Annotated in this window: 18 protein-coding genes; 11 read left to right on the top strand and 7 right to left on the bottom strand. The window is 71.5% G+C overall.

What is annotated here, in order from left to right:
* Nucleotides 1–12 precede the first annotated feature (12 nt).
* The 7 genes from HZZ10_RS07435 to HZZ10_RS07405 all read left to right on the top strand — a co-directional run bounded on the left by HZZ10_RS07435 (nucleotide 13) and on the right by HZZ10_RS07405 (nucleotide 10,706).
* A complete protein-coding gene (locus HZZ10_RS07435) occupies nucleotides 13–1,668 on the top strand; it encodes a GTPase domain-containing protein (RefSeq protein ID WP_308507523.1) in 1,656 nt (551 codons plus the stop codon).
* A gap of 1 nt (nucleotide 1,669) precedes the next feature.
* A complete protein-coding gene (locus tag HZZ10_RS07430; RefSeq protein WP_179913025.1) occupies nucleotides 1,670–3,259 on the top strand; it encodes a GTP-binding protein in 1,590 nt (529 codons plus the stop codon).
* Nucleotides 3,260–3,492: 233 nt separating this feature from the next.
* Entirely contained in the window at nucleotides 3,493–4,095 is a 603-nt protein-coding gene (locus HZZ10_RS07425) for a single-stranded DNA-binding protein (protein WP_179913024.1), read from the top strand.
* Between the two features lie 177 nt (nucleotides 4,096–4,272).
* Nucleotides 4,273–5,955, top strand: a complete 1,683-nt coding sequence (gene ettA, locus HZZ10_RS07420; RefSeq protein ID WP_056129736.1) for an energy-dependent translational throttle protein EttA — start codon at nucleotides 4,273–4,275, stop codon at nucleotides 5,953–5,955.
* Between the two features lie 49 nt (nucleotides 5,956–6,004).
* A complete protein-coding gene (locus tag HZZ10_RS07415; RefSeq protein WP_179913023.1) occupies nucleotides 6,005–8,488 on the top strand; it encodes a dynamin family protein in 2,484 nt (827 codons plus the stop codon).
* Nucleotides 8,488–10,107: a GTPase gene (locus tag HZZ10_RS07410; RefSeq protein WP_056129739.1), complete on the top strand. Its 1,620-nt coding sequence runs from the start codon at nucleotides 8,488–8,490 to the stop codon at nucleotides 10,105–10,107. Before HZZ10_RS07415 ends, HZZ10_RS07410 begins: the two co-directional genes overlap by 1 nt.
* An 80-nt stretch (nucleotides 10,108–10,187) precedes the next feature.
* Nucleotides 10,188–10,706, top strand: coding sequence for an acyl-CoA thioesterase (locus HZZ10_RS07405; RefSeq protein ID WP_179913022.1), 519 nt, complete (start codon nucleotides 10,188–10,190; stop codon nucleotides 10,704–10,706).
* Here the strand turns inward: HZZ10_RS07405 and HZZ10_RS07400 are convergent.
* The 3 genes from HZZ10_RS07400 to HZZ10_RS07390 all read right to left on the bottom strand — a co-directional run bounded on the left by HZZ10_RS07400 (nucleotide 10,681) and on the right by HZZ10_RS07390 (nucleotide 13,211).
* A complete protein-coding gene (locus tag HZZ10_RS07400) occupies nucleotides 10,681–11,676 on the bottom strand; it encodes a DNA topoisomerase IB (protein ID WP_179913021.1) in 996 nt (331 codons plus the stop codon). The genes HZZ10_RS07405 and HZZ10_RS07400 overlap by 26 nt on opposite strands.
* A 209-nt stretch (nucleotides 11,677–11,885) precedes the next feature.
* On the bottom strand, nucleotides 11,886–12,800 hold the full coding sequence (locus HZZ10_RS07395; protein ID WP_308507522.1) for an acyl-CoA thioesterase: 915 nt from the start codon (nucleotides 12,798–12,800) through the stop codon (nucleotides 11,886–11,888).
* A 9-nt stretch (nucleotides 12,801–12,809) separates the two neighbouring features.
* Nucleotides 12,810–13,211, bottom strand: a complete 402-nt coding sequence (locus HZZ10_RS07390) for a globin (protein WP_056129749.1) — start codon at nucleotides 13,209–13,211, stop codon at nucleotides 12,810–12,812.
* A gap of 194 nt (nucleotides 13,212–13,405) precedes the next feature.
* On the opposite strand from HZZ10_RS07390, the gene HZZ10_RS07385 reads away from it, so the two are divergent.
* Nucleotides 13,406–15,082, top strand: a complete 1,677-nt coding sequence (locus HZZ10_RS07385; RefSeq protein ID WP_179913020.1) for an MFS transporter — start codon at nucleotides 13,406–13,408, stop codon at nucleotides 15,080–15,082.
* Nucleotides 15,083–15,108: 26 nt separating this feature from the next.
* Here the strand turns inward: HZZ10_RS07385 and HZZ10_RS07380 are convergent, their stop codons facing one another.
* A complete protein-coding gene (locus HZZ10_RS07380; protein WP_308507521.1) occupies nucleotides 15,109–15,675 on the bottom strand; it encodes a GNAT family N-acetyltransferase in 567 nt (188 codons plus the stop codon).
* A gap of 175 nt (nucleotides 15,676–15,850) precedes the next feature.
* The gene (gene ptsP / locus HZZ10_RS07375) at nucleotides 15,851–17,554 is read right to left on the bottom strand and encodes a phosphoenolpyruvate--protein phosphotransferase (protein ID WP_179913019.1); all 1,704 of its coding nucleotides are present in this window, start codon (nucleotides 17,552–17,554) and stop codon (nucleotides 15,851–15,853) included.
* A 132-nt stretch (nucleotides 17,555–17,686) separates the two neighbouring features.
* Here ptsP and HZZ10_RS07370 point away from each other — a divergent pair, with 132 nt between their 5' ends.
* Together HZZ10_RS07370 and HZZ10_RS07365 are read left to right on the top strand one after the other, a co-directional pair.
* The gene (locus tag HZZ10_RS07370) at nucleotides 17,687–17,917 is read left to right on the top strand and encodes a PTS sugar transporter subunit IIB (RefSeq protein WP_056129765.1); all 231 of its coding nucleotides are present in this window, start codon (nucleotides 17,687–17,689) and stop codon (nucleotides 17,915–17,917) included.
* Between the two features lie 14 nt (nucleotides 17,918–17,931).
* Nucleotides 17,932–18,444, top strand: coding sequence for a PTS sugar transporter subunit IIA (locus HZZ10_RS07365; RefSeq protein WP_308507520.1), 513 nt, complete (start codon nucleotides 17,932–17,934; stop codon nucleotides 18,442–18,444).
* A 126-nt stretch (nucleotides 18,445–18,570) separates the two neighbouring features.
* Here the strand turns inward: HZZ10_RS07365 and HZZ10_RS07360 are convergent, their stop codons facing one another.
* Entirely contained in the window at nucleotides 18,571–19,512 is a 942-nt protein-coding gene (locus tag HZZ10_RS07360) for a mechanosensitive ion channel family protein (RefSeq protein WP_179913018.1), read from the bottom strand.
* Nucleotides 19,513–19,652: 140 nt separating this feature from the next.
* Here HZZ10_RS07360 and malQ point away from each other — a divergent pair, with 140 nt between their 5' ends.
* Nucleotides 19,653–21,830 (top strand): 4-alpha-glucanotransferase, encoded by a 2,178-nt coding sequence (gene malQ, locus HZZ10_RS07355; RefSeq protein ID WP_056129769.1) that lies wholly within the window; start codon nucleotides 19,653–19,655, stop codon nucleotides 21,828–21,830.
* A gap of 244 nt (nucleotides 21,831–22,074) precedes the next feature.
* On the opposite strand, the gene pepN is transcribed toward malQ, so the two are convergent.
* Nucleotides 22,075–24,627, bottom strand: a complete 2,553-nt coding sequence (pepN, locus tag HZZ10_RS07350) for an aminopeptidase N (protein ID WP_179913017.1) — start codon at nucleotides 24,625–24,627, stop codon at nucleotides 22,075–22,077.
* Nucleotides 24,628–24,836 lie beyond the last annotated feature (209 nt).

The raw sequence follows: 24,836 nt of genomic DNA, 5'->3' as shown, positions 1-24,836 counted from the left end.
GAGAATCGTCGGGTGAGCATCAGCAGCGGTCGTCAGTCCCAGGGGTCGGCAGGTCCGTCGTCGCAGCCGTCTGGGTCGAGCGCCGACGTCGCCGAGCCGCACGTCACGGTCTTCGACGTGGTGACAGACCTGCGCCGTGACGTCGCCGCGGTCGAGCTCCCGCTGTCGATCGAGGGATCAGACGTGGCGGCAGGTCAACGCTCGCGTCTCGTCGACCAGCTCGACGACCACCTGCTCCCACGGCTCAAAGAGCTCTCCAGCCCGGCCGTCGTTGTCATCGCCGGCTCGACAGGGGCCGGCAAGTCGACCCTGCTCAACTCCCTGCTCCACGAAGAGGTCTCCGAGGCGTCGGTGATCCGCCCGACCACCCGCGAGCCCGTCGTCGTCTACAACCCGCAGGACGCCGAGGTCATCGAGGGCACCCCGCTCGTGGGTGCCGTGCGGTCTGTCGCCAACGTGAACGTCCCGCGGGGCATCGCCCTGCTCGACGCACCGGACCTCGACTCCGTCCTCGACGAGAACCGCGAGACGGCCAGCCGGCTCCTCGAGGGCGCTGACCTCTGGCTGTTCGTCACCACGGCGGCCCGCTACGGTGACGCCCTGCCCTGGCGGACCCTCGAAGGTGCCGTCGAGCGCGGTGCGACAGTCGCGATGGTGCTCAACCGCGCGCCCAAGGCCTCGCTCACCACGGTCCGCGGTGACCTCCTCAACAGGCTGCGCGAGCACCGGATGGAGAGCGCACCGCTGTTCGTGGTCCCTGACGCCGGTCCCCACGAAGGACTCCTCGACGCGTCGTCGGTCGCCCCGATCGAACGCTGGCTGCGCACGCTCGGCGGCGCCGACAGGGCCCGCTCTGTCATCTTGCGCACGCTGCGCGGCTCGCTCGCGGCGCTCCCGCCGTGGGTCGACGAGCTCAGCGGCCACGTCGAGGCCCAGCACGCGGCCGCCGTCCGGCTGCGCCGGGCCGCCGACGCCGCCCTGCCGCCCGTCGCGCAGGCGACCCGCCTCGTGGTCGAGTCCGGTCGCCTCTCGCTCGGCGCTGTCGAGACCCGGTGGTCGCAGCTCACGGCTCCCGCCAGGCTCGACAAGGCGATCTCGCGCTCGGGCCTCGCCCGTGGCTCGGCCCGCCGCGGCCGTTCGCGCGACGAGCACCTCGAGGCCCTCACCGAGACGGTCCGTGAGGCTGCCACGGCGATCCTCACGGTCGCCACGGCTGACGCCCGCGCCGCCCTGCGGGACGCGCTCGAGCCGCTCCCGGGTGGTGCAGGTCTGGTCCCCGAGGTCACGGAGGCCCAGGACGACGCGTCCGCGCTCGAGGCCGTCGACGCCTGGGTCGCCGCAGCGCGCGCCGACATCGAGCGCATCGACGAGTCCGAGGGCAAGCAGAACGCCGCGGCGGTCCGCGCCTTCGGGCGGGACGGCCTCACCGCCCTGCTGCTCGCCTCGGCGGTCGGGCTGGCCGCCGCCGAAGACCTGCTGGGACGCCTGCTCGGCAACGCCGGACGTGACCTCAGCCCCGAGGTGACGAGCAGGCTCGCAGACGCCGCCGAGGGCGCGGTGCTCGCGCAGGGTGTCCCCGTCCAGACCGCGCTCGACCACCCCGCCCTGGCCGACGACGCGGCGATCGGCCTGCGGGTCCGCCTCGCCGAGCTCGCCCAGCTGACCTGACATGACCACTCCACAGGAGCGCACCGTGACCCCGTCCGACACCCGCCCCGCCCGCCGCACGGCCGAGACCGCGTCGACGGACGGAGCGCGCTACTCCGAGCACGTCGCCAACCTGCGGCACGCCCTCGAGGTCGCCGGAGACAGGCTCGACCCGCAGGTCGCCGCCCATGCGCGCTCTGTCCTCGCCGGGGCCGACGAGCGGCTCGCCCTCGGCGTCGACCACACGATCGTCGCGCTCGCCGGGGGCACAGGCTCGGGAAAGTCGAGCACCTTCAACGCGATCTCCAGGCTCACCTTCGCCGACGTCGGGGTGCGCCGCCCCACGACGGCCCGGGTGACGGCCTGCGCCTGGAGCGACGACGCGACCCCGCTGCTCGACTGGCTCGAGGTGGACACCGAGCGCCGCATCAGCCGCGGCACCGAGCTCGACGGCGCGGAAGAGGAGTCCCTCGCGGGGCTGATCCTCCTCGACCTGCCCGACCACGACTCGATCGCCTCCGCGCACCGGGAGATCGTCGACAGGATCCTGCCTCTCGTCGACCTGCTCATCTGGGTCGTCGACCCGCAGAAGTACGCCGACGAGGCGCTGCACGCCGGGTACCTGCAGTCCTTCGTCGGCGCCGAGGCGTCGATGATCGTGGTGCTCAACCAGATCGACACGGTCGCGGCTGCTGGTCGTGACGCCCTCGTCGCCGACGTCTCACGCCTCCTGCGCGAAGACGGTCTGGTCGGGGTCGACGTGCGTGCGGTGTCTGCGCGCACCGGTGAGGGGATCGACGAGCTCCGGGAGACCTTGCGCGAGGCTGTCAGCCGCCGCAGCGTCGCGGCGCGCCGTCTCGCCGACGAGCTCGACCGAGAAGGCCGCCGGATCGCCGAGGAGGTCCCCGCGTCCGTCCTCGAGCAGGTCGGTCCGCTGGTGCCGGGCGAGGTCGACCGCGTCGCCGTCGCGGTCGGCGTGCAGGCTGTCGTCGACGACGTCCGCGCGAGCGTCCGCTCGGGTCGGACCGCGACCCGGGCACCGGAGTTCCGCAGCCCGCAAGAGTCTGCCGTCCGGGTGATCCGCAGCCGGTGGGTCAGCAAGGTGGCAGACGGCATGAAGCCTGCCTGGGCCCAGTCTCTCGACGAGGCCGTCCCGGAGCAGGACGCGATCTCCGCGGCGCTGCTCGGGGCCCTCGAGGCCGTCCCTGTCGACGCCTCGCCATCTGCGAGGGCGACGAGCCTGCGCAAGGCCGCGTGGTGGGTCTTCGGCGTGGCCGTGGTGCTCGCGGTCGCCGCGATCCTCGTGGTCGCGGGGGTCTTCGACGTGGAGGCTGCCTTCGGTGCGGTGGCAGGGGCTGCGGCAGGCGCCGCAGTCCTCGTGGCTGTCGTCCTGCTGATCGTCGGGTCACGGACGCGCGCGGCTGCGGCCGACGAGCGCGCGGAGAAGGTCAAGACCGCAGCACTCGACGCCTTGCGGTCGACGGTGGAGACCACGCTCGCGCGACCGGCGCAGACAGTGCTCGACGAGCACCGCACAGTGCGCGAGTCGGCGCTCTCGGTCCGGGACAGCGGGTCGGCTGCGGCCGCCGGGACGGGCCTCGCGCAGCGCTAGCTCCTCGTCGAGATCTCGTCGTCAGGCCGTCGTGGAGCTGTGCTCCACGGGCCTGGACGCTCGAGGACCGGTGCCCTCGTCGGTGCCTGCTCTGGGCTTGTGGCTCGTCCCCAGGGGCGTCTAGACAGCCGTCGTCCACAGTGCCCCGCAGACTCCTCGTCGGGCGCAACCAGGTCGCGCGATGCTCGGACTTCTCGACGTCCGACCAGGACGTCCGCAGTCGTGGAGGACCTATGAGCATCGACAGCAAGATCACCGTCTCCGGCTGGGTCGGGACCCAGCCACGCCACGTCGTCACGCAGAACGGCACGTCGTTCACGGTGTTCCGTCTCGGCAGCACGAAGCGCTACTTCGACAGGTCCCAGGAGAGCTGGGTCGACGGCGCGACGACCTGGTTCACGGTCAAGACGTGGCGCAGCGCTGCTGTCAACGTCGCTGAGTCCCTGCGGAGGTCCGACCCCGTGGTCGTCCACGGTGCCCTGTCGACCGAGGTGTGGGAGTCGCCCGACGGGCCCCGGACGACGCTGGTGATCGAGGCTGATGCGCTCGGCCCGGACCTCACCCGGGGTCAGGCCACGTTCCGGCACACGGTCCACCAGACCGGGGGAGAGGCCGTCCACCAGACCGGCGCCGAGGCGAGCACCTCGACGCCGTCCGGCGGCTCACCGCTCGACCCTCTCCTCACCGCACCTCTCGACGCTCTCGATGCCGCACCTCTCGACGCCGCACCCCTCGACGCGTCCGCGGAGGACCCGTGGCTCGTCGACGGGAGCCGTGCGCAGGTCGACAGGTCGGCGTCGGAGCCCTCCGAGACGGCCCCGGCCATGAGCGCGTAGGCTGGGGGGTCGAGCATCCCGCCGGGTCGCTCGGCCCCGTGGTCTCCTCTCGATCTCGCACCAGTCGTGCGTCGTCGTCGGGGCTGCGGTCGTGCGGCGAGCGGCGGGCATCCCCTAGAACTGCGCGCGAGCGAACCCGCTCCTGCGCCCGACGAGCATGAGGCGGACAGAGAGCCAGTGGCTGAGTTCATCTACTCCATGTACAAGACGCGCAAGGCGCACGGCGACAAGGTCATCCTCGATGACGTGACGCTGAACTTCCTCCCCGGAGCGAAGATCGGGGTCGTCGGCCCCAACGGTGCCGGCAAGTCGACCATCCTCAAGATCATGGCGGGGCTCGAGCAGCCCTCCAACGGCGAGGCACGCCTGTCTCCAGGCTTCTCCGTCGGCATCCTCCTGCAGGAGCCGCCGCTCAACGAGGAGAAGACCGTCCTGGGCAACGTCGAAGAGGGCGTCGCAGAGATCAAGGGCAAGCTGGACCGCTTCAACGAGATCTCGGCCCTCATGGCTGAGCCCGACGCCGACTTCGACACCCTCCTCGCCGAGATGGGAGAGCTCCAGGAGGCGCTCGACCACGCCGACGCGTGGGACCTCGACGCGCAGCTCGAGCAGGCGATGGACGCGCTGCGGTGCCCGCCGCCGGACGCCGACGTCAAGGTCCTCTCCGGTGGTGAGCGCCGCCGCGTGGCGCTCTGCAAGCTTCTCCTCGAGAAGCCCGACCTGCTGCTCCTCGACGAGCCCACCAACCACCTCGACGCCGAGTCGGTCCTCTGGCTCGAGCAGCACCTGTCCTCCTACGCCGGTGCGATCCTCGCCGTGACCCACGACAGGTACTTCCTCGACCACGTCGCGGAGTGGATCTGCGAGGTCGACCGCGGGCGCCTGTACCCCTACGAGGGCAACTACTCGACCTACCTCGAGAAGAAGGGCGAGCGCCTCAAGGTCCAGGGCAAGAAGGACCTCAAGCTCGCCAAGCGTCTCGCCGACGAGCTCGAGTGGGTCCGGATGAACGCCAAGGGCCGCCAGACCAAGTCCAAGGCTCGTCTGGCGCGCTACGAAGAGATGGCTGCCGAGGCAGACCGCACCCGCAAGCTGGACTTCGAAGAGATCCAGATCCCGCCGGGCCCGCGTCTGGGCAGCGTGGTCATCGAGGCCAACGACCTCAACAAGGGCTTCGACGGTCGCACCCTCATCGACGGGCTCTCCTTCACGCTGCCGCGCAACGGCATCGTGGGTGTCATCGGCCCGAACGGTGTGGGTAAGACGACGCTCTTCAAGACGATCGTCGGCCTCGAGCCCCTCGACGGCGGCGAGCTGAAGATCGGTGAGACGGTCTCGATCTCCTACGTCGACCAGTCGCGTGGTGGCATCGACCCGAAGAAGTCGCTCTGGGAGGTCGTCTCCGACGGCAACGACTACATCAAGGTCGGCAACGTCGAGATGCCGTCGCGGGCCTACGTGGCCGCCTTCGGCTTCAAGGGCCCGGACCAGCAGAAGGCCGCAGGCGTGCTCTCCGGTGGAGAGCGCAACCGTCTGAACCTGGCGCTCACCCTCAAGCAGGGCGGGAACCTCCTGCTGCTCGACGAGCCCACCAACGACCTCGATGTGGAGACCCTCGGCTCGCTCGAGAACGCTCTGCTGGAGTTCCCGGGCTGCGCCGTCGTGGTCTCTCACGACCGCTGGTTCCTCGACAGGGTCGCGACCCACATCCTCGCCTACGAGGGCACCGAGGAGAACCCCGCGTCCTGGTACTGGTTCGAGGGGAACTTCGCCTCGTACGAGGAGAACAAGGTCGCGCGCCTCGGTGACGACGCCGCACGTCCGCACCGCGTCACGCACCGCAAGCTCACCCGCGACTGATCTGTCCGCCACGGGTGTGGACCAGGGGAAACTCCGGCAGACTGCATCCATGACAGACGGATCGCCGCACGCGGACCAGGTCGACGACGACGATCGTGTCGTCGTCGACCTGGTGTCGTCTCTGACGGACCTGCGGTCCGCGATCCACAGGGCGGGTTTCCCGCTCGAGACGGTCACCGCTCCGAGGGCACGGGCGGAGCGGACCAAGGCCCTCGACCAGCTCGACGACTATCTGCTCCCGCGGCTCAGGTCGCAGGACGCACCGATGCTCGTCGTCGTCGGCGGGTCGACAGGCGCCGGCAAGTCGACACTCGTCAACTCGATCCTCGGAGAACGGGTCACCGCACCCGGAGCGCTGCGCCCGACGACCCGGTCGCCGGTCCTCGTCCACCACCCGCTCGACACTGAGTGGTTCACGAGCGACCGCATCTTCCCTCACCTCGCTCGCGAGACGGGCGGGACCCCGTCCAGCGTGCCGCCCCCACCCCCGCACGGCGCGTCGGGGCCCGGTCGCAGCCCGGACCGTCGCCCGCACGGTGACGACAGGCCCTCGCGCTCTCTGCGCCTCGTCCCGTCCGAGGCGCTGCCGCGCGGTCTCGCGATCCTCGACGCCCCCGACGTCGACTCGGTCGTCGCCGGCAACCGAGAGCTCGCCGCTCAGCTGCTGGCCGCGGCCGACCTCTGGCTCTTCGTCACCACGGCCGCCCGCTACGCCGACGCCGTCCCGTGGGAGCTCCTCGACGAGGGCGCCTCCCGACGCGCGCAGGTCGCGATCGTCGTCGACAGGATCGACCCCGGGGCGGAGGTCGTCGCCGACCACCTCCGCGAGATGCTCGCCGCGCGCGGGCTCGGTCACGCCCCGGTCTTCGTGATCCGGGAGACGTCCCTCGTGGACGGTCTGCTCCCCGTCAGCCTCGTCGCGCCGGTGTCGCGCTGGCTGACTGCTGTCGGGAGCGACGCGACAGCCCGCGACGCCGTCGTGGCCGCGACCCGGGACGGGGTCGTGGACGACCTCGTCGGCCGGGCGCTCGTGCTCGCCGACGCTGCCGACGCCCAGGACGCCGTGGCCTCTGCCCTGCGGCGGACCGTCGAGCGGGCATGCGACGAGGCGGCGCGCGAGATCAGCACGTCGACCTCCGACGGGTCCATGCTGCGTGGTGAGGTGCTCTCACGCTGGCAGGACTTCGTCGGGACCGGTGAGTTCATGCGCGGGGTCGAAGAGCGGATCGGCCGCGTCCGTGACGCTGTCAGCGGGTTCTTCCGCGGCCGCCCAGGGAGCGCGCCCAAGGTTGCGGTCGCGATCAGCAGCAACCTCGAGGCCATCGTCTTCGACGCCGCGGACCGAGCGGCAGAACGGTCCTACTCGGCGTGGCAGGACGACACCGCCGGTGCCGCGCTGGGCCCCTCTCTCGACCTCTCGAGGGCCTCGGGCGCGCTGCGTCAGGACCTCGCGGAGCAGGTCCGCGGCTGGCAGGGTGACGTGCTCGCCCTCGTGTCCGAGCGCGGCGCCTCCAAGCGCGGACGGGCACGGGTCCTGGCCGTCGGGGTCAACGGGATCGGCGCAGCACTCATGATCGTGGTCTTCGCCTCGACCGGAGGGCTCACCGGCGCCGAGGTCGGGATCGCAGGCGGGTCGGTGCTCCTCGCCCAGCGTCTCCTCGAAGGTGTGTTCGGTGACGACGCCGTGCGTGCGCTCGCGCGCGACGCGCACGGGTTGCTCACCCGGCGCGTCCGTGCGCTCCTCGACGCCGAGGCCGCACGGTTCACCTCCCGGATCGACGAGGCCTTCGGTGCCGGGGAGAGCGGCACGCCGACCGGTCAGGGCGGGACGTCGGACGGTGCTGGACAGGTGTCAGGGTCCACCACCCGCCCTGGGAGTGACACCACGACGGACCCAACCAGCTCGACGACCCGGGCCAGCTCGACAGAGGGCCTGGGTCGAGGTGCGGGCCCGGAGCTGAGGGCCAGGGCGTACGCCGTCCAGCGTGCCGCTGCCCAGGGACGGGCCGGTCGGGCGACCCCGTCGTTGCACCCGACGACGGTGCCGCTCGACGGAGCCGTCACGGGCGGCCACGTCGTCGGCGCGAGCGCCGGCGCAGGTGGGACGCTCGAGGCGGACGAGCGGGTGCGGGTCGGACGTCTGCGTGGGGCCGACCTCGAGATCGTCGAGAGCCCGTACGCTGCTCCGGTGCCACCACCACCGCCGTCGCCTCCCGCACGTCGCGGCATGCTCAGCAGGTTCTGGCACCGTCGGGCGGACCGTCAGGACGCCGGGCAGCCCGCGGTCCCGCCGGCTCCGAGCGGCTGGCCAGAGGCAGGCTCACAGGCCAGCGGTCCGACTGTCGTCCAGCCCCGATCAGGCGACGTCGACCGCACAGACGCGTCCCGACGGGACGACACTCTCCGAGCACCAGCACCAGCACCAGCACCAGCACCAGCACCAGCACCAGCACCAGCACCAGCACCAGCACCAGCACCAGCACCAGCACCAGCACCAGCACCAGCACCAGACGACCGGGAAGGTCCGCGCTGATGCGGGCTCTCGCGACCTCTGGCCGCCGCCGGAGCGAGGCGCTTACCCTGCGGGTCCAGGCGCTCGAGAGTGCTCTCGAGGCCGGGCGCGGATGGCTCGACGGGCCCACGGTCGAGCGCGGTGAGCAGGTCGCCGCACACGCCCGTGCGAGGCTGGACCAGTCGGTCGACCACACTGTCGTCGCGCTGGCAGGCTCGACGGGCTCGGGGAAGTCCTCCATCTTCAACGTGCTCGCCGGTCACGACCTGGCGACCCCGGGGGTCCGCCGGCCGACCACCTCGCGGGCGATGGCGGCAGTCTGGGAGGCAGACCCGCAGGGGGCGCAGGCGGCGTCCCGGCTGCTCGACTGGCTCGACGTCCCGTTGCGGACCTTCCTCGAGCCCGGAGCCGACAACCAGGGTCTGGTCCTCCTCGACCTGCCAGACCACGACTCCGTGGTCGTCGAGCACCGGGTGCGCTCCGACCTCCTCGTGGACCGTGCCGACCTGCTCGTCTGGGTGGTCGACCCGCAGAAGTACGCCGACGCCGTCCTCCACGAGCAGTACCTGCGCCCACTTGCCGGTCATGCCGGCGTCGTCGTCCTGGTGCTCAACCAGATCGACAGGCTCTCGCACGTCGACCAGCTCCAGTGCCTGGCGGACCTGCGCCGTCTCGCAGCCCAGGACGGGCTCGGGTCGTGCCCCGTCATCGGTCTCTCTGCTGTCACCGGACAAGGCGTGGGCGAGCTGCGCTCGCTCGTTGCCTCGGCCGCAGCCGCCCGCGAGGCCGCGACCTCTCGACTGCTCGCCGACGTGCGGGCCGCTGCCGAGCGTGTCTCGCAGGAGTGCGGCCCCGCGCGCGAGATGCGCAACCGGGCCGCAGCGCGAGGCGAGCTGACGACGGCGCTGCTGCACGCGGCACGTGCTGACGTGGTGGTCGACGCGGTCCGTGCGTCGTCCTTGCTGCGTGCCCGGGCTGCCACGGGGTGGCCGTTGACACGGTGGGTCGGACGGTTGCGCTCCGACCCTCTGCGGCGGCTCAACCTGCTGCGCCGGGACGTGCGGACCGAGCTGAGCCGCACGTCTCTGCCGCCCATGGACGCGGCGATGGCTGCCAAGACCCACACAGCCGTCCGGGAGTACGTCGACGGTGCCTCGGCCGGAGCGCCGGGCCCGTGGGTGCTGGCCACACGCGCACTCGTCCGGGACGACGGGCTGCCCGACGCCCTCGACCAGGCTGTCGCACGGACCGAGCTCGACGGTGAGCGGCGTCCCCGCTGGTGGTCGGTCGCGTCGGCCGTGCAGTGGGCCGCGGTGGCCGTGCTGCTCGTCGGGGTGCTCTGGCTCGCGGGCCTGGCGGTGCTCTCCTTCATCCAGCTGCCCGTGGCGAGCTCGCCGGACATCGAGGGATACCCCATCCCGACGCTGCTGGTGGTCGTCGGGCTGCTGCTCGGCGTGATCCTCGCTCTCATCGCACGTCTGCTGTCCTACATCGGCGCGAACAGGGCGGCCAGGCGCGCAGAACGGCGGCTGCGGGTCCAGGTCTCGGCGGTCGCGAGCCTGTCGGTCGTCGAGCCTGTCGAGGCCCAGCGGCACCTCCTGGACGAGTGCCGAGCGGCTGCGGCCCTCGCTGCCCGCTGACCGGACCAGCATCCGTCCGGGGGTCGGCTGGCGCTGGGCAGCGTCGCGAGGTCCCACCCGAGGTGTGCTGAACTTGTCGGGTGACTCGTCTCTTCGTCCCCGTCCAGCTCAGGTGGTCCGACCTCGACGCCTACGGCCACGTCAACAACGTCGAGATGTTCCGCATCCTCGAAGAGGCGCGGATCACGGCCTTCTGGGCGCATCCTGCAGAGGAGGCGTCACCGGCGGCCGCGCACGACGCCTGGCCCACGGCGGTCCTCGACTCTGGTCCCGGTGCCTCCTCCCACACCTTCGTGGCCCGTCAGGAGATCGAGTACCTGCGGCCGCTCGGCTTCGCCAGGCGACCTGTGCGGGTCGAGATGTGGATCGGGCACATGGGCGGCGCGAGCCTCGACGTCTGCTACGAGGTGCACGACGACGCGAGCCCGACCGGGCGATCGGGCCCGGGGTCGACCGCACGACCCGTCGCGCGGGCCGTCACCACGATCGTCCTCGTCTCGGCCGCGACGGGTTCACCGCGCCGCATCGCTCCTCACGAGCGCGCTGCGTGGGAGCCCTTCGTCGGGGAGCCCGTCAGCTTCCGTCGCCGAGGAGCCTGATCACCGCAGCCTCGGCGGCCGAGCGGGTGCTGCACGGCGGGATGGTCGAGCCACGCTCCCACAGGTCGAACAGGCGCGGGTCGATGTAGGACGCGCGGGCGACCGTCGGGGTGTTCCCGAGCTCGCCCGCGACTGTGCGGACCACGCCGGTGACGACAGTCTTGCGCTTGCGGTCGGACGAGGGCGCGGGACCGGCTGCCTCGAGCAGCTGGGCCGCGAGGACGGTGGCGTGCCAGGTCCTGAACACCTTCGCGCTCGCGTCGGAGCCGAGGCGCTCTTTGACGTAGCCGGAGACGTCGGCAGACGAGACTGTGTGCCACGTCGCGGGGCTGCCGGGCTTGCGCCAGGCGACCAACCTGTCGGAGGGGTCGCGACGACGCAGGAAGGTCCGGACGGCCGCGTGGACGTCGGGGTCCTCGATCGTGATGTCCTGGTCCTTGCCGGACTTCGCCGGGAACTGGAACCGCACCGTCCCGTCACGTCGGGCGGTGACGTGGGACCGCAGCAGGGTCGAGACGCCGTGGCTGTCGTTCTTCGCGGCGTAGGACTCGCCGCCGAGGCGGAAGAGCCCGACGTCGAGCAGCCTGAAGACGACGGCGAGGGCCTTGTCGCGCGGCATGCCGGGCAGCTGGAGGTCGCGGGTGACCCGCCCCCGCGCCCCCGGGAGCCTCGACCCGACCTCGAGGGCGTGGTCGTGCTTCGCCCTGTCGCGGCGCTCGCGCCACTGCGGGTGGTAGATGTACTGGCCGCGCCCGGCAGCGTCGATCCCGTAGGCCTGCACGTGCCCGTTGGGGTACGGGCAGATCCACACCTGCTCCCAGGCTGGCGGCACCACGAGGTCACGGCAGCGCTCGAGCACCTCGGGGTCCTCGACGCGCTGACCCGAGGGGTCGACATAGCTGAAGCCGCTCCCGCTGCGCCGGCGGGAGATGCCAGGCTGGGAGACGGTGACACGGCGGAGGCGAGGCATGGGACGATTCTGACCCCGCGCGAGCGGCGCAGCATCCTGAAGCCTGTGCAGAGCCAGAGCCAGAGCCAGAGCCAGAGCCGGAGCCGGAGCCTGTGCAGAACCACAACCCGAGCCAGAGCGGGTGCGCGCCCAGAACCAGTTCAGAGCCCGGGCCAGAGCGGGACCCGGCGCAAGAGCCAGCGCGTGACCCGGCCCCAGCGCCGCGCAGCCTACGGGACGCGGACCATGCCCTCCTGGGCCACGCTCGCGACGAGCACACCTTCCTGCGTGAACACCTCGGCCGTCCCGAGCCCTCGGCCACCCTGGGCCGAGGGTGACCCCTGGACGAACAGCAACCACTCGTCGACCTGCACGTCGCGGTGCCACCACATGGCGTGGTCCAGGCTCGCGACGCTCAGGCCCGGTGTCATCCAGCTGTTGCCACCCTTGCGCAGGACGGGCTCGAGCATGATCTGGTCGCACGCGTACATGAGGAGCGCGCGGTGCATCAGCTGGTCGGCCGGGACCTCTCCGCGGGCCCGCATCCACACGCACTGACGGTCGGTCTGCTCGCCGCGCGGGCCGAGGTACAGGGAGCCGTCGACGTGACGGACGTCGAAGGCGCTCTGCCGCGACCAGAAGTCCGCGACAGGGTGGTCGATGGCGCCCAGCTCCTCCTGAGCGGAGCGGACCTCGTCGGGGGCCGGGACGTCAGGCATGGCGGAGGAGTGCTCGACGCCCTCCTGGAGCTCCTGGAAGGAGGTGATCATCGAGAGGATCGCGCTGCCGCTCTGGTACGCGTGCGTCCGGCGGGCGCTGAAGGAGCGGCCGTCCCGCAGGCGCTCGACGGCGAAGTCCACGGGCTGCTGGATGTCTCCGGCCCGCAGGAAGTATCCGTGCAGCGAGTGGGGGAGACGACCGCGGTCCACGGTCGCCCCGGCGGCGAGGAGTGCCTGGGCGAGGACCTGACCTCCGTAGACACGACCGTTGGGCTGGTGCACGCTCGCGCCGGAGTAGACGTCTTCTCCGGTCTCGGCCCCGAGGTACTGCAGGTCGAGGACGGACAGCAGATGAGCGAGCGGGTCGTGCGGGGCCGTCTGGTCGGGCGAGACGGTCTGCACTGTGGCCTCGGTCTGGTCGGTCACGCGGAGCTCCTACTCGTCGAAGGTGTTGATGAGTGAGTGGGCAGCCCGGTCCAGGTAGTCCCACAGGGTGGCGCGGTGCAGCGGCGCGAGGTCGAGAGAGTCGACGGCGCTGCGCATGTGCAGCAACCAGTGGTCACGAGCCTCCGGGTTGACCTTGAAGGGCGCGTGCCGCATCCGCAGCCGCGGGTGCCCGCGGGTGTCGGAGTAGGTCGTCGGACCGCCCCAGTACTGCTCGAGGAACAGCGTCATGCGTTCCTTGGCGGGCCCGAGGTCTGCCTCGGGGTACATGGGACGCAAGATCTCGTCCTCGGCCACGCCCTCGTAGAAGGCGTCGACGAGCCTGACGAAGGTCTCGTGGCCGCCGACCTGGTCGTAGAAGACGTCGGTCTGTCCGGGGGTCTGGTCGCTCACCCAGCCATCATCGCAAAGTTCCCGGCCGGCCCGCGCACGCTCACCCGGGTCGAGGCGCCTGGGGCCGTCGCGCTCGGGGTGGTCCGCAGGCCTTCTTGTGACCCACCTCACCAGATGCTTGCCAGTGGACCCCCTGTGCTCCTACGTTCGAGCCAGGAGACCGCGTGCGCGTCCTCCCTGATCGGAGGGTCCAGATGAGTACCTCACCGTCCCAGACCACGCACACGACGCAGGCCGCACCGTGGCTGCCGCTGGTCGTCGTCGTCCTCACCCAGATCCAGGCGTCCTTCGCCGTCAACGCGCTCACGGTCTCGATGGAGGGGATCACCACAGACCTGAGCACCCCCGCGACGTCGGTCGGCACGGCGATCACCGCCGGCACCTTCGCGATGGCCGCCTTCATCCTGCTCGGTGCCAAGGTCGGTGCCAGGTACGGGTCGCGCACGGTCTTCCAGGTCGCCGTCGCGATCCACGCGCTCGCGATGGCAGGCGTCGCGCTCAGCCAGAGCCCCGCGATGCTCTTCGTCGCCCAGGCGTCCTCGGGCGCGGTCATCGCCCTCATTGCCCCGGCCCTCACGGTGTTCATCGCGACCAGCTATCACGGTCCGCAGCAGGCCAAGGCGATCGGCCTGCTGGCCGCTGCGATCCCCGCAGCCGGGGTCCTCGCGCTGCTCGTGGCGGGGACCTTCGCGACGACCATCGGCTGGCGGTACTCCTTCGCGCTCATGGTGGCCCTCGGCGCCGTGAACCTCGCGCTGAGCTTCAGGCTGAAGCCTGTGCCCCCGCAGCCAGGGCTGTCGATCGACTGGGTCGGAGCCGGGATCGCCGCCGCCGCGATCATCGCGCTGAGCTTCGGCTTCAGCGGCCTGGGCTCGTGGGGCGTCGTCCTCGCCACCCCGCAGGCCCCCGTCGAGGTCCTCGGCCTCTCGCCTGCCTTCGTGCTCGTGATCGTGGGGGCTGTGCTCGGGCAGGTCTTCTTCCGCTGGGTGCGCCGACGCCAGGACGCCAGGCAGTCGCGGATCTTCGACCTGCGGGTCCTCGCGACGGGCTCGGAGAAGGCCGTCACGGCGTGCATGGCCATCATGCTGTTCGTCGGGACAGCGGCGAACTTCCTCATCCCGCTGTACATCCAGGTGGTGCAGGGGCGCTCCAGCATCCAGACGTCGTTCTCGATCATCCCGTACACGTTGTCGATCTTCCTCGCCAGCACCTTCGTCGCGTACCTCTACGCGCGGTACTCGCCGAGCCTGCTGGCCCGCTGCGGGTTCGTCGTCGTCGCCCTCGCGCTCGTGCTGCTCGCCTTCACCATCAAGAACGACTGGGGCCAGGTGCTCGTCGTGCTCGGCCTGGTCCTGCTGGGCCTGGGGCAGGGAGCGATCGTCGCCCTGGTGTTCAACACCCTGCTGTCCTCGGCGCCGCGTGAGCTCGCCGGTGACGTCGGGGCGTGGCGAGGGCTGGTCCACAACCTGTCGGGGAGCGTCGGCATCGCTGTCGCGAGCGCCTTCGCGGTCGGCGTGCTCGCCTCGACGGTGGCGAGCAGCGCCGCCCAGCACCCCGAGATCCCACCCGGCCTCGTCGCGCAGGTCGACCTCGACGACGTGAACTTCCTCAGCAACGCCCAGGTCGCCGAGGTCCTGGCGCGCACGACAGCCAACCCTGTCGAGCTGGCCGCGGCGATCGAGGTCAACAGCGAGGCGCGGCTGCGGGCGCTCCAGATCTCGCTGCTCGCGCTCGCGGGCATCGCGACGCTCGCGATCGTCCCGGCCGGTCGGATGCCCAAGGTCCGTCCGGGGGACCTTCCCGAGGTCCTCGAGCCTGACGACCCTGACGCGATCGACGACGAGACGGCGACGAGACCGGAGCGCGGCTGAGAGGGGCTCTCGGTCTCACCTCGGTCTCAGAGCTCGAGGGTCATGAACACGCTGTGCGGGTCGTCCACGTAGCTCCCGAAGGGCGGGCACTCCACAAATCCGGCCGCGGCGTAGAACCGGCGGGCTGGGGCGAAGAACTCCATGCTGCCGGTCTCGAGGGAGATCCGGCGAACCCCTCGGCTGCGCGCGTCCTCGACGAGGTGCGCGAGCATCCGGGAGGCGATCCCCTCGCCGCGACGGGCTGGGTCGGTGCGCATGCTCTTGAGCTCGGCGTGGGAGCTCTCCGGTGCACGGTGCCCGTCGTGGCCGCTGCCGCCTCGGCTGCTGCGGTCGCCGCGCTCTTCGTCGTCGTCGTCGCCGTCGCCGTCGTGGTCGCCGAGGTCAGAGGGCAGGTCGGCGAGCGCGCCGGTCCCGACGAGGACGCCGTCGAGGCGCGCGACCCAGACCCGGACGCCCTGGCGCGACAGGCCGTCGAGGTCGAGAGCGTGCTGGCTCTCGGGAGGGGCGGTCGGTGCCATGTCGGCCAGGTGCGCGGCCAGGAACGTGTGCAGGTGCGGGTCGGCCAGGTCGGCGCGGGAGATCTCGAGAGTCACCGGGACATGGTGCCGCCCGAAGATGACAGGAGTGTTTCGCAAGGCCCAGTCCACGGACCACAGCGTCACAGCCGCGGAGACCAGATGGCAGAGCCCCAGAGCCCCAGAGCCCGAGAGCCCGAGAGGACGGGAGCGACTGAGGGTCAGACACTCACAGACTCACAACCCCAGAGACTCACAACCCCAGCTGGTCCAGCACCGGCAGCCGCGACCGCACTCGTGCCTTCGCGTCTTGCGCGGTCTCGGCCGACGTGGCCAGCAGCGCGAGCTCGCGGCACTCCTCGACCGTCACCTCGGCGAGCACGGCGGCGACGTCGGGGATCGCGCGTGCGGTCATCGACAAGGACGTGACGCCGAGCCCGACGAGCACGACGGCGAGCACAGGGTTCGACGCGGCCTCCCCGCAGACCCCGACGGGCCGTCCCTGCTGCGCGCCACCGGCGCAGGTGGTGGCCACGAGCTGGAGCACTGCGGGCTGCCACGGGTCGGACAGCTCGGCGAGCGACCCGAGCAGCCTGTCGGCGGCCATCGTGTACTGCGTGAGGTCGTTGGTGCCGATCGACGCGAAGCTGGCCCGCGCGAGGATCGGACCGGCGAGCAGCGCGGCGGAGGGCACCTCGACCATCACGCCCGGGACGTCGAGCCCGTGGGCTGTGCACGCGGCGACGAACTGCTCGGTCTCGGTGACCGTGGAGACCATCGGGGCCATCACCCACACCTGCGCGGTCTCCGCGGCGGCAGCCCGGGCGATGGCCTCGAGCTGCTGGTCGAGCAGCTCGGGGGAGCGCAGGGCGGTCCGCAGCCCACGGACGCCGAGCGCCGGGTTCTCCTCGTCGTCGGAGGTGAGGAAGGCGAGCGGCTTGTCCGCCCCGGAGTCGAGGGTGCGGATGACCACCTTGCGGCCGGCGAAGGCGCTGAACACGCGCCTGTACGCGGTGACCTGCTCGTCGACCGTCGGCGGCTGCTCACGGTCGAGGAAGCAGAACTCGGAGCGGAACAGCCCGACACCCTCGGCCCCGGCGCGGGCGGCCGGCTCGGCGTCGGACGGGTCACCGATGTTCGCGAGCAGCTGGACCCTGTGCCCGTCCTTCGTCCGGCCCTCGCCGTCGAAGGTGCGTGACCTCGCGGCGACGGCGCGGACCGTCGCGAGCTCGTCTGCGGTCGGGTCGGCGACCACGAGGCCCGTCGAGCCGTTGACGAGCGCGAAGTGCCCGTCGCGGAGGAGGTCGTGAGCACCCTGGGCGGCGACCACCGCCGGGATGCCCTTGGCGTTGGCGACGATCGCGGTGTGCGACGTCGGTCCAGCGCCGTCGGTGACGATCGCGACGACCTGAGCAGGGTCGAGAGAGGCTGTGACGGACGGGGCGAGGTCGAGCGCCACGAGCACGAAGGGCGTGTCGCAGCTCGGCAGGCCGGGCTTGGGCCGCCCGGTCAGATGGGCGACCAGCCTGTCGCGGATGTCGTGCACGTCGCTGACCCGCTCGGCGAAGTACCCGCCGAGCGTCTCGAACTGCTCGGCGACGTCGGACGCGGCCTCCCACACGGCGCGCTCGGGGACCAGGTAGTCGTCGAGGACCCGGCGCTGGGCGTCGGCGACGAGCGTGGGGTCCGCGGCGATCGCGGCCGTGGCCTCGAGGATGCCGCGGGCCTCGCCCGTGGCTCGGGCGGCGTCGGCGTCGAGGTCGGCGGTGACCTGGTCGCTCGCCTCCTGGATCGCCGCGGCACGGGCGTGGTGGTCTTCCCGCGGCGAGAGCCTGAGCCCGGGGGAGGGCTCGGCGATCGGCAGGGGCATGTGCACCACGGGGCCGGCCACCAGGCCGGCGCAGACTCCGATCCCCGAGACCGTCCTCGTCGACGGGCGGGGTGCAGTGGTGTCCATCCGTACCTCCTGATCAGCGCAGTCTCCAGGCAGTCTCGCAGTAAAAACGCGTCGAGGCGACTACTCTTGGACCAGAGTCGATGAGCACGGCCGGCATCGATCCGCAGACCACGATCTATCAGGAGTTCTTTCATGAGCAAGGCACAGCAGATCCTCGCCGCACTGGGCGGACAGGCCAACGTCGTCGACCTGGAGCCGTGCATCACGCGACTGCGTGTCGAGGTCGCGAACCCGGACCTCATCAGCGAGACCGACCTCAAGGCGACAGGCGCCTTCGGCGTCGTGCGCTCGGGCCGCATCGTCCAGGTCATCGTCGGCCCGGAGGCCGACAACCTGGCCGCCGAGCTCGACGGCCTCCGCTGACCGGAGCGTCACAAGTGGACCTCGGGGACGCCGCAGCCGTGACCGACCAGCCAGCACCCGCCCCGGTGCGGCTGGTCGCACCCGTGTCGGGTGAGGTCGTCGCGCTGGCGGACGTCCCCGACCAGGTCTTCGCAGAAGAGATCGTCGGCCCCGGCCTGGCCATCGAGCCGCGCTCGGCCACGGGAGGCACGGACACCGTCGTCCAGGCCCCCGTCGACGGGACGATCGGCTCGCTCTACCCGCACGCCTTCGCGATCGAGACCGACGACGAGCGCACTGTCCTCGTCCACCTCGGCATCGACACCGTGACGCTGCGCGGTGAGGGATTCGAGCTGCACGTCGCCTCGGGCGACCAGGTCACCGCCGGGCAGCACCTCATCACCTGGGACCCTGACGCCGTCGCGGCTGCGGGGATGTCCACGGTGTGCGTCGTCATCGCTCTCCAGGGCGAGCCTGCAGACGTCGACAGGGTCGCCGAGCCGGGCCAGCAGGTCAGCCGCGGCGACGAGATCGCCCGCTGGCGCTGAGCCGACGACCGCGCACGACCCCGTCCTGACTGTGCGCGGAGCCTCGTGACTGCGTCGCAAGGATTCCCCGCACTCCGGGATTACCCGCCCTCCGCCCCGAGCGCGGTAGGCGGGCGACCGGGCCGCTCACTCGGCTGCGAGGGCCAGACCTGCCTCGGACAGCTCCGTGCGCACGGCCTCGCGCAGCGCGCGGGCGACGTCCCACTGCATCGACGGGTTGGTCCGCACCTCGATGTTGAGGGTCACGCCCGCAGCGCTGAGGGTCTCGATGCCCACCACACGGGGTGTCTCCTGCAGATAGGTGCTGAGCACGGGGTCGGCGGTCAGGCGGGCGCCGGCCCGGGTGAGGGCGGCGCGCGCCTGCTCGAGGTCGGCGTCGACGGCCAGCCCCACCTCGACCGTCGCCCGGGCCCAGCCCTGGGTGCGGTTGCCGACGCGCAGGATCTCGCCGTTGCGCACGTACCAGAGCGTGCCCGAGGAGTCGCGGACCTTGGTGATGCGCAGCGCGACGGCCTCGACGGTCCCGGAGACGTCCCCGACGGTGATCGTGTCGCCGACCCCGTACTGGTCCTCGAAGAGCATGAACATGCCCGACAAGAAATCCTTCACCAGGCTCTGCGCCCCGAAGCCGAGGGCGACGCCGGCGACCCCGGCTGACGCCACGAGCGGCATGATGTTGACGCCGACCTCGTCGAGCATCATCAGCACGACGATGGCCCCGACCACGAGGGTCGCCGTCGAGCGCAGCACAGAGCCGATCGTGCGGGCGCGCTGCGCCCGCCGGGCCGCGGCGAGCGGGTTGGTCTGCAGCACCGCCGTGCCGACGCCTGTCGCGGCGAGGTTGCGCAGCCCACGCCGGTCCATGAGCGAACCGCTCGCCAGGTGGTCCGTGACGGACTTGATCATCCGGCGCAGCAGCACGAGCACGACCAGACCGACGAGCGCCGTGAGCACCAGGCGCAAGGGTGTCCCGACGAACCAGTCGCCCCACGAGCTCAGGCTCGAGGCGTCGAAGGGCTCGGTGCCTGCTGAGGCGCTGACGGTGCTGAGGGTGGAGGAGAGAGCCATGGGGTCCACGCTACCGAGACCCCGGCGCGCCCGTGGTCCCGTCCCGCAGACGTGCGTGAGTCAGCACCTCGACAGGGTGCGCTGCGCCACACCGCCCGCGCTGTGATGCCCAACCCGCGAGTCTCTGGCAGGATTCACACGTGGACCCCACTGAGCGCGCGACCCTCTCACCTGCACTTGTCGACCTCGCCGAGGCTCACGGGATCTCCCCCGACCACTGGGGATTCCACGGCGAGAAGAAGAGCGCACCCGCCTCGACCCTCGTCGCGATCCTCGGGGCGCTGGGAGTCGACGCGACGTCGCCCGAGAACATCGACGTGGCGCTGGCGACGGTCGTCGACGACGAGTGGCGCCGGATGCTCCCGCCGACCGTCGTGACCCGCCGCGGCGTGGCCTACAAGGTGCCCGTGCACGTGACCGACGGCGTGGACGTCGAGGTTTGGGCCGAGCTCGAGGACGGCACGCACGTGGCGCTGTCGCAGGTCGACGACTACGTCGAGCCGCGGACCGTGGACGGCCGGACCATCGGCCGGGCGACCTTCGAGCTCCCGGCCGACCTCCCGCTCGGCTGGCACGAGCTCCGTGCCCGCACCCGTGACGGCCAGTCTCGCGCCGTGCTCGCGGTGACACCCGACAGGCTCGAGCTGCCCGCGCACCTCGCGGACGGCCAGCACTGGGGCCTCATGGCCCAGTTCTACTCGGTCCGCTCCCGGCAGTCGTGGGGCATCGGCGACTTCGCGGACCTCGCCGACATCGCGTGGATCGGCGGCCAGCAGCTCGGCGCCGACTTCTTGCTCGTCAACCCCGTGGCCGCCGCGGAGCCGACCACCCCCATGACGCCGTCGCCCTACCTGCCGGTGAGCCGACGCTTCGTCAACCCCATCTACCTGCGGGTCGAAGACATCCGCGAGACCGCCTACCTCTCGGCCGCCGACAGGTCGCTGGTCGAGTGGGCCGCGGACGACGTCCGCGAGCTGAGCACAGACCCTGGCCCGATCGACCGCGACGCGGTCTGGGACGCGAAGAAGAGCGCGCTCCGGGTCGTCTTCGAGGCGCCGCGCTCGGCTGCGCGCCAGAAGGCCTTCGTGGACTTCTGCCTGTCGCAGGGCAGCGGGCTCGAGAGCTTTGCCACGTGGTGCGCCTTCACCGACCACCTCGGCTCGGGCGAGTGGCCCGAGGAGTACCGCACCCCGGGGTCCGAGGCCGTCGCGCGTCTGCGCGAAGAGCTCGCCGACGAGGTCGACTTCTACTCGTGGCTCCAGTGGGTCGCCGACGTCCAGCTCGAGCAGGCGCAGCGCGCTGCGCGCGAGAGCGGCATGGGGATCGGCATCATGCACGACCTCGCCGTCGGCGTGCACCCCGAGGGCGCCGACGCCTGGGCCCTGGCCTCGGTGATGGCACGCGGCATGGAGGTGGGCGCGCCGCCGGACATGTACAACCAGCAGGGGCAGAACTGGTCGCAGCCGCCGTGGCACCCGCGCGAGCTCGCCCGTGCCGGGTACGCGCCGTATCGCGACCTCATCCGGACGGTGTTCCGTCACGCCGGCGCGCTGCGCATCGACCACGTCATCGGGCTGTTCAGGCTCTGGTGGATCCCGGCCGGCACCCCGGCCGACGAGGGTGCCTACGTGCGCTACGACCACGAGGCGCTCATCGGGATCCTCTGCCTCGAGGCGCACCGCGCGGGCGGCGTGGTCATCGGTGAAGACCTCGGTGTCGTCGAGCCCTGGGTCCGCGGGTACCTCAACGACCGCGGTGTGCTCAGCACCTCGGTCCTGTGGTTTGAGAAGGACGAGGACGGGCGGCCCTTGGCTCCTGAGGCCTACCGCCCGCTCTCGCTGACGACCGTCACGACCCACGACCTCCCGCCGACCGCCGGATACCTGGCCGGGGAGCACGTCGAGCTGCGCGAGCGGCTCGGGCTCCTCACCGAGCCCGTGCACCAGGTCCGCCAGGAGGCCCGCAAGGAGCGCGAGCAGATGGTGCTCGCGCTGGCCAGCCGCGGGCTCGTCGGTGACGAGCCGTCGGAGCGCGAGCTCGTCGAGGCTCTCCACAGGTACATCCGTCAGACCCCGGCCGCGCTGCTCGGTGTCTCCCTGGCCGACGCCGTGGGGGAGCGCCGCGCGCAGAACCAGCCGGGCACCGACCAGGAGTACCCGAACTGGAAGGTCCCGCTCGGAGACTCCAGCGGCAGCGTGGTGCTCGTGGACGACCTGGCGCACAACGCGCGTCTGCGCTCGCTCGCCGCGGTGATGAACGAGGGGACCGGGCGGAGCCAGGGCGAGGGCCCAGAGGGCTCCGACCGCTCAGCCGGCTGACAGCAGCAGCACCACCAGCCGAGGAGCCCCAGCCGACGACAGGCTGAAGGCCGCTCTCCGACTGCTCAGCCGGCTGACACCGGTCCCAGCCGTCAGATAGCAGCAGCCGACGACAGGCTGTCGTCGACCCTGCGGACGGCGACCCTGCGGACGCTGATCCTGCGGACGACGACAGAGGCCCGCCCTGGTGCACGAGCACCAGGGCGGGCCTCTGTGTCCGCGGGGCTGGTCAGCCCCGCATTCGTCAGCGAGCCGCGTCGACAGCCTGGGCGCGCAGTGCGCGCTCGACCCCGGCGAGGGACTCGTCCACGAGACGACGCAGCGCGGGAGCGGCGTCGGGGTGCGCTGCGAGCCACGCCTGGGTCGCGTCGCGCAGGCGCTCGTCGGCGAGGGCCGCCGGGTAGAGCCCTTCGACGAGCGTCTCGGCGATGTGGTAGCTGCGGCTCTCCCACAGCCCCTCGATCGCCGCGAAGTACGGCTCGACGACCGACGCGAGGACCTCGGGGTCGTTCACGTGGCCGAAGCCGATCGTGGTCGAGCGGACGATCGCGTTCGGCGCGGTGTCGGACTCGACGAGAGAGTCGAAGGCGGCACGCTTGCCCTCGACCGTCGGGATCGTCGCGCGGGCCCGCGCTGCCGACTGCTGGCCGTTCGAGGTGTTGTCCTCGGCGAGCGTGGCGTCGATCTCGTCGGCCGTGGCGGCCCCGGAGAGGACCAGCCCGTCGAGGATCTCCCAGCGCAGGTCGGTGTCGATCGTCAGACCGTCGAGGGTGACCGATCCGTCGAGGAGCCCCCGCAGCGTCGTCGTGTGCGCCGCAGAGCTGGCGACGGCCGCGAAGTACTTGATGAACTGGAACTGGGCGTCCGACCCGGCCTCGGCGGCCTGCGCGAGGATCCACAGCCTGTTGCCGACGGTCTCGACCGTCTGCGGACGGGTCGCGGGTGCGACGTAGCTGCGCGCGGCGAGCGCGAGCTGGGCGAGGGTCGTGCGGATGGTCGTCGACTCGGTCTCGGTCGCGATGTTGCCGAGCACGAGGTCCACGTAGTCGCTCGCAGGGGTCTCGCCGTCGCGGGTCGCGTCCCAGACCGAGCCCCAGACGAGGGAGCGCGCGAGCGGGTCCTGGATCTTCGCGAGGTGCGCGATCGCGACGGCCAGCGAGGCCTCGTCGAGGCGGATCTTGGCGTAGGCGAGGTCGTCGTCGTTGAGGAGGACGAGGTCGGGGCGCGCGCGGCCGACGAGCTCGGGCACCTCGGTGCGCTCGCCGTCGACGTCGAGCTCGACACGGTGGGTGCGCACGAGCGCGCCCGAGGCGTCGATGTCGTAGTACCCGATCGCGAGACGGTGCGGGCGGATCGTCGGGTAGTCGGCCGGGGCGGACTGCAGGACGGCGAAGGACGTGACGACGCCCGCCTCGTCGACGGTGATCTCGGGACGCAGCGTGTTCACGCCCGCGGTCTCGAGCCACAGCGCGGACCAGGAGCCGAGCTCACGGCCGCTCGTGGTCTCGAGCTCGGTGAGGAGGTCGACGAGCTCGGTGTTGCCGTACTCGTGCTTGGCGAAGTACCTCGCGACACCGGCCATGAAGGCGTCGATGCCGACCCACGCGACGAGCTGCTTGAGGACGGAACCGCCCTTGGCGTAGGTGATGCCGTCGAAGTTGACCTGGACGTCCTCGAGGTCGTTGATGGTCGCGACGATCGGGTGCGTCGAGGGCAGCTGGTCCTGGCGGTAGGCCCAGGACTTCTCCATCGCGGCGAAGGTGGTCCACGCCTGCGTCCACTCGGTGGCCTCGGCTGTCGCGAGGGTCGAGGCCCACTCCGCGAAGGACTCGTTGAGCCACAGGTCGTTCCACCACTTCATGGTGACGAGGTCGCCGAACCACATGTGCGCGAGCTCGTGCAGGATCGTGACGACCCGGCGCTCCTTGATCGCGTCGGTCACCTTGGACCTGAACACGTAGGTCTCGGTGAAGGTCACGCAGCCGGCGTTCTCCATGGCCCCGGCGTTGAACTCGGGGACGAACAGCTGGTCGTACTTGGGGAAGGGGTAGGGGTACTGGAACTTCTCCTCGTAGAAGGCGAAGCCCTGGCGTGTCTTCTCGAACACGTAGTCCGCGTCCATGTGCTCGGCGAGCGAGGCCCTGCAGAACACACCGAGCGGGATGACCCGGCCGTCGCTGCTGGTGAGCTCGGAGCGCTGGACCACGTAGGGACCGGCGACGATCGCGGTGATGTACGTCGAGATGCGCTGGGTCGGCTCGAAGGACCACGTGGAGGTGCCCTCGCCGGCCGGGACGGGCTCGGGCGTGGGGGAGTTGGAGACGACCTCCCACGCGGACGGCGCGGTGACCGTGAACTGGAAGGTGGCCTTGAGGTCCGGCTGCTCGAAGGCCGCGAAGACGCGGCGGGCGTCGGGGACCTCGAACTGCGTGTAGAGGTAGACCTCGCCGTCGACGGGGTCGACGAAGCGGTGCAGACCCTCGCCCGAGTTCGTGTACGCGGCGTCGGCGACGACGCGCAGCGTGTTCTCCGCGGCGAGCCCGTCGAGCTGGATCCGGGAGTCGGCGAAGACGGCCGCGGGGTCGAGGCTCTGCCCGTTGAGGGTGACCTCGTGGACCGTCGGGGCGACCAGGTCGATGAAGGTGGCCGAGCCGGCCTGCGCGGTGAACCGGACCTCGGTGGTCGACCGGAAGGTCTCGGGACCGATCGTGAGGTCCAGGTCGATCACGTACGAGTCGACCGCGACGATGCCGGCGCGGGTGGTCGCTTCAACGCGGGTCAGGTTCTGTCCGGGCACGGACGCCTCCTCGGGGGATGCGGTGCCGGCAGGCTGCGGAGGGGCTGGTGAGCGCGCCGAGGCAGGTCCGGGCACCTGGTGGGTGGGCCTGATGCGGCCAAGGACGATCATGTCACGCCAGGGGCCCGCGTCGCAGGCGACAGACGCGTCAGGTGTCGGTACCGTCGAGAGCCAGACCTGGGTACGGCTCGAGCGGGAATCGACGGCTC

Origin of the sequence: Sanguibacter inulinus, from assembly GCF_013415325.1 — a bacterium.
GTDB lineage: Bacteria > Actinomycetota > Actinomycetes > Actinomycetales > Cellulomonadaceae > Sanguibacter > Sanguibacter inulinus.
Note: the sequence above shows the minus strand (reverse complement) of the source record. Positions and strands in the feature narration are given on the sequence as shown.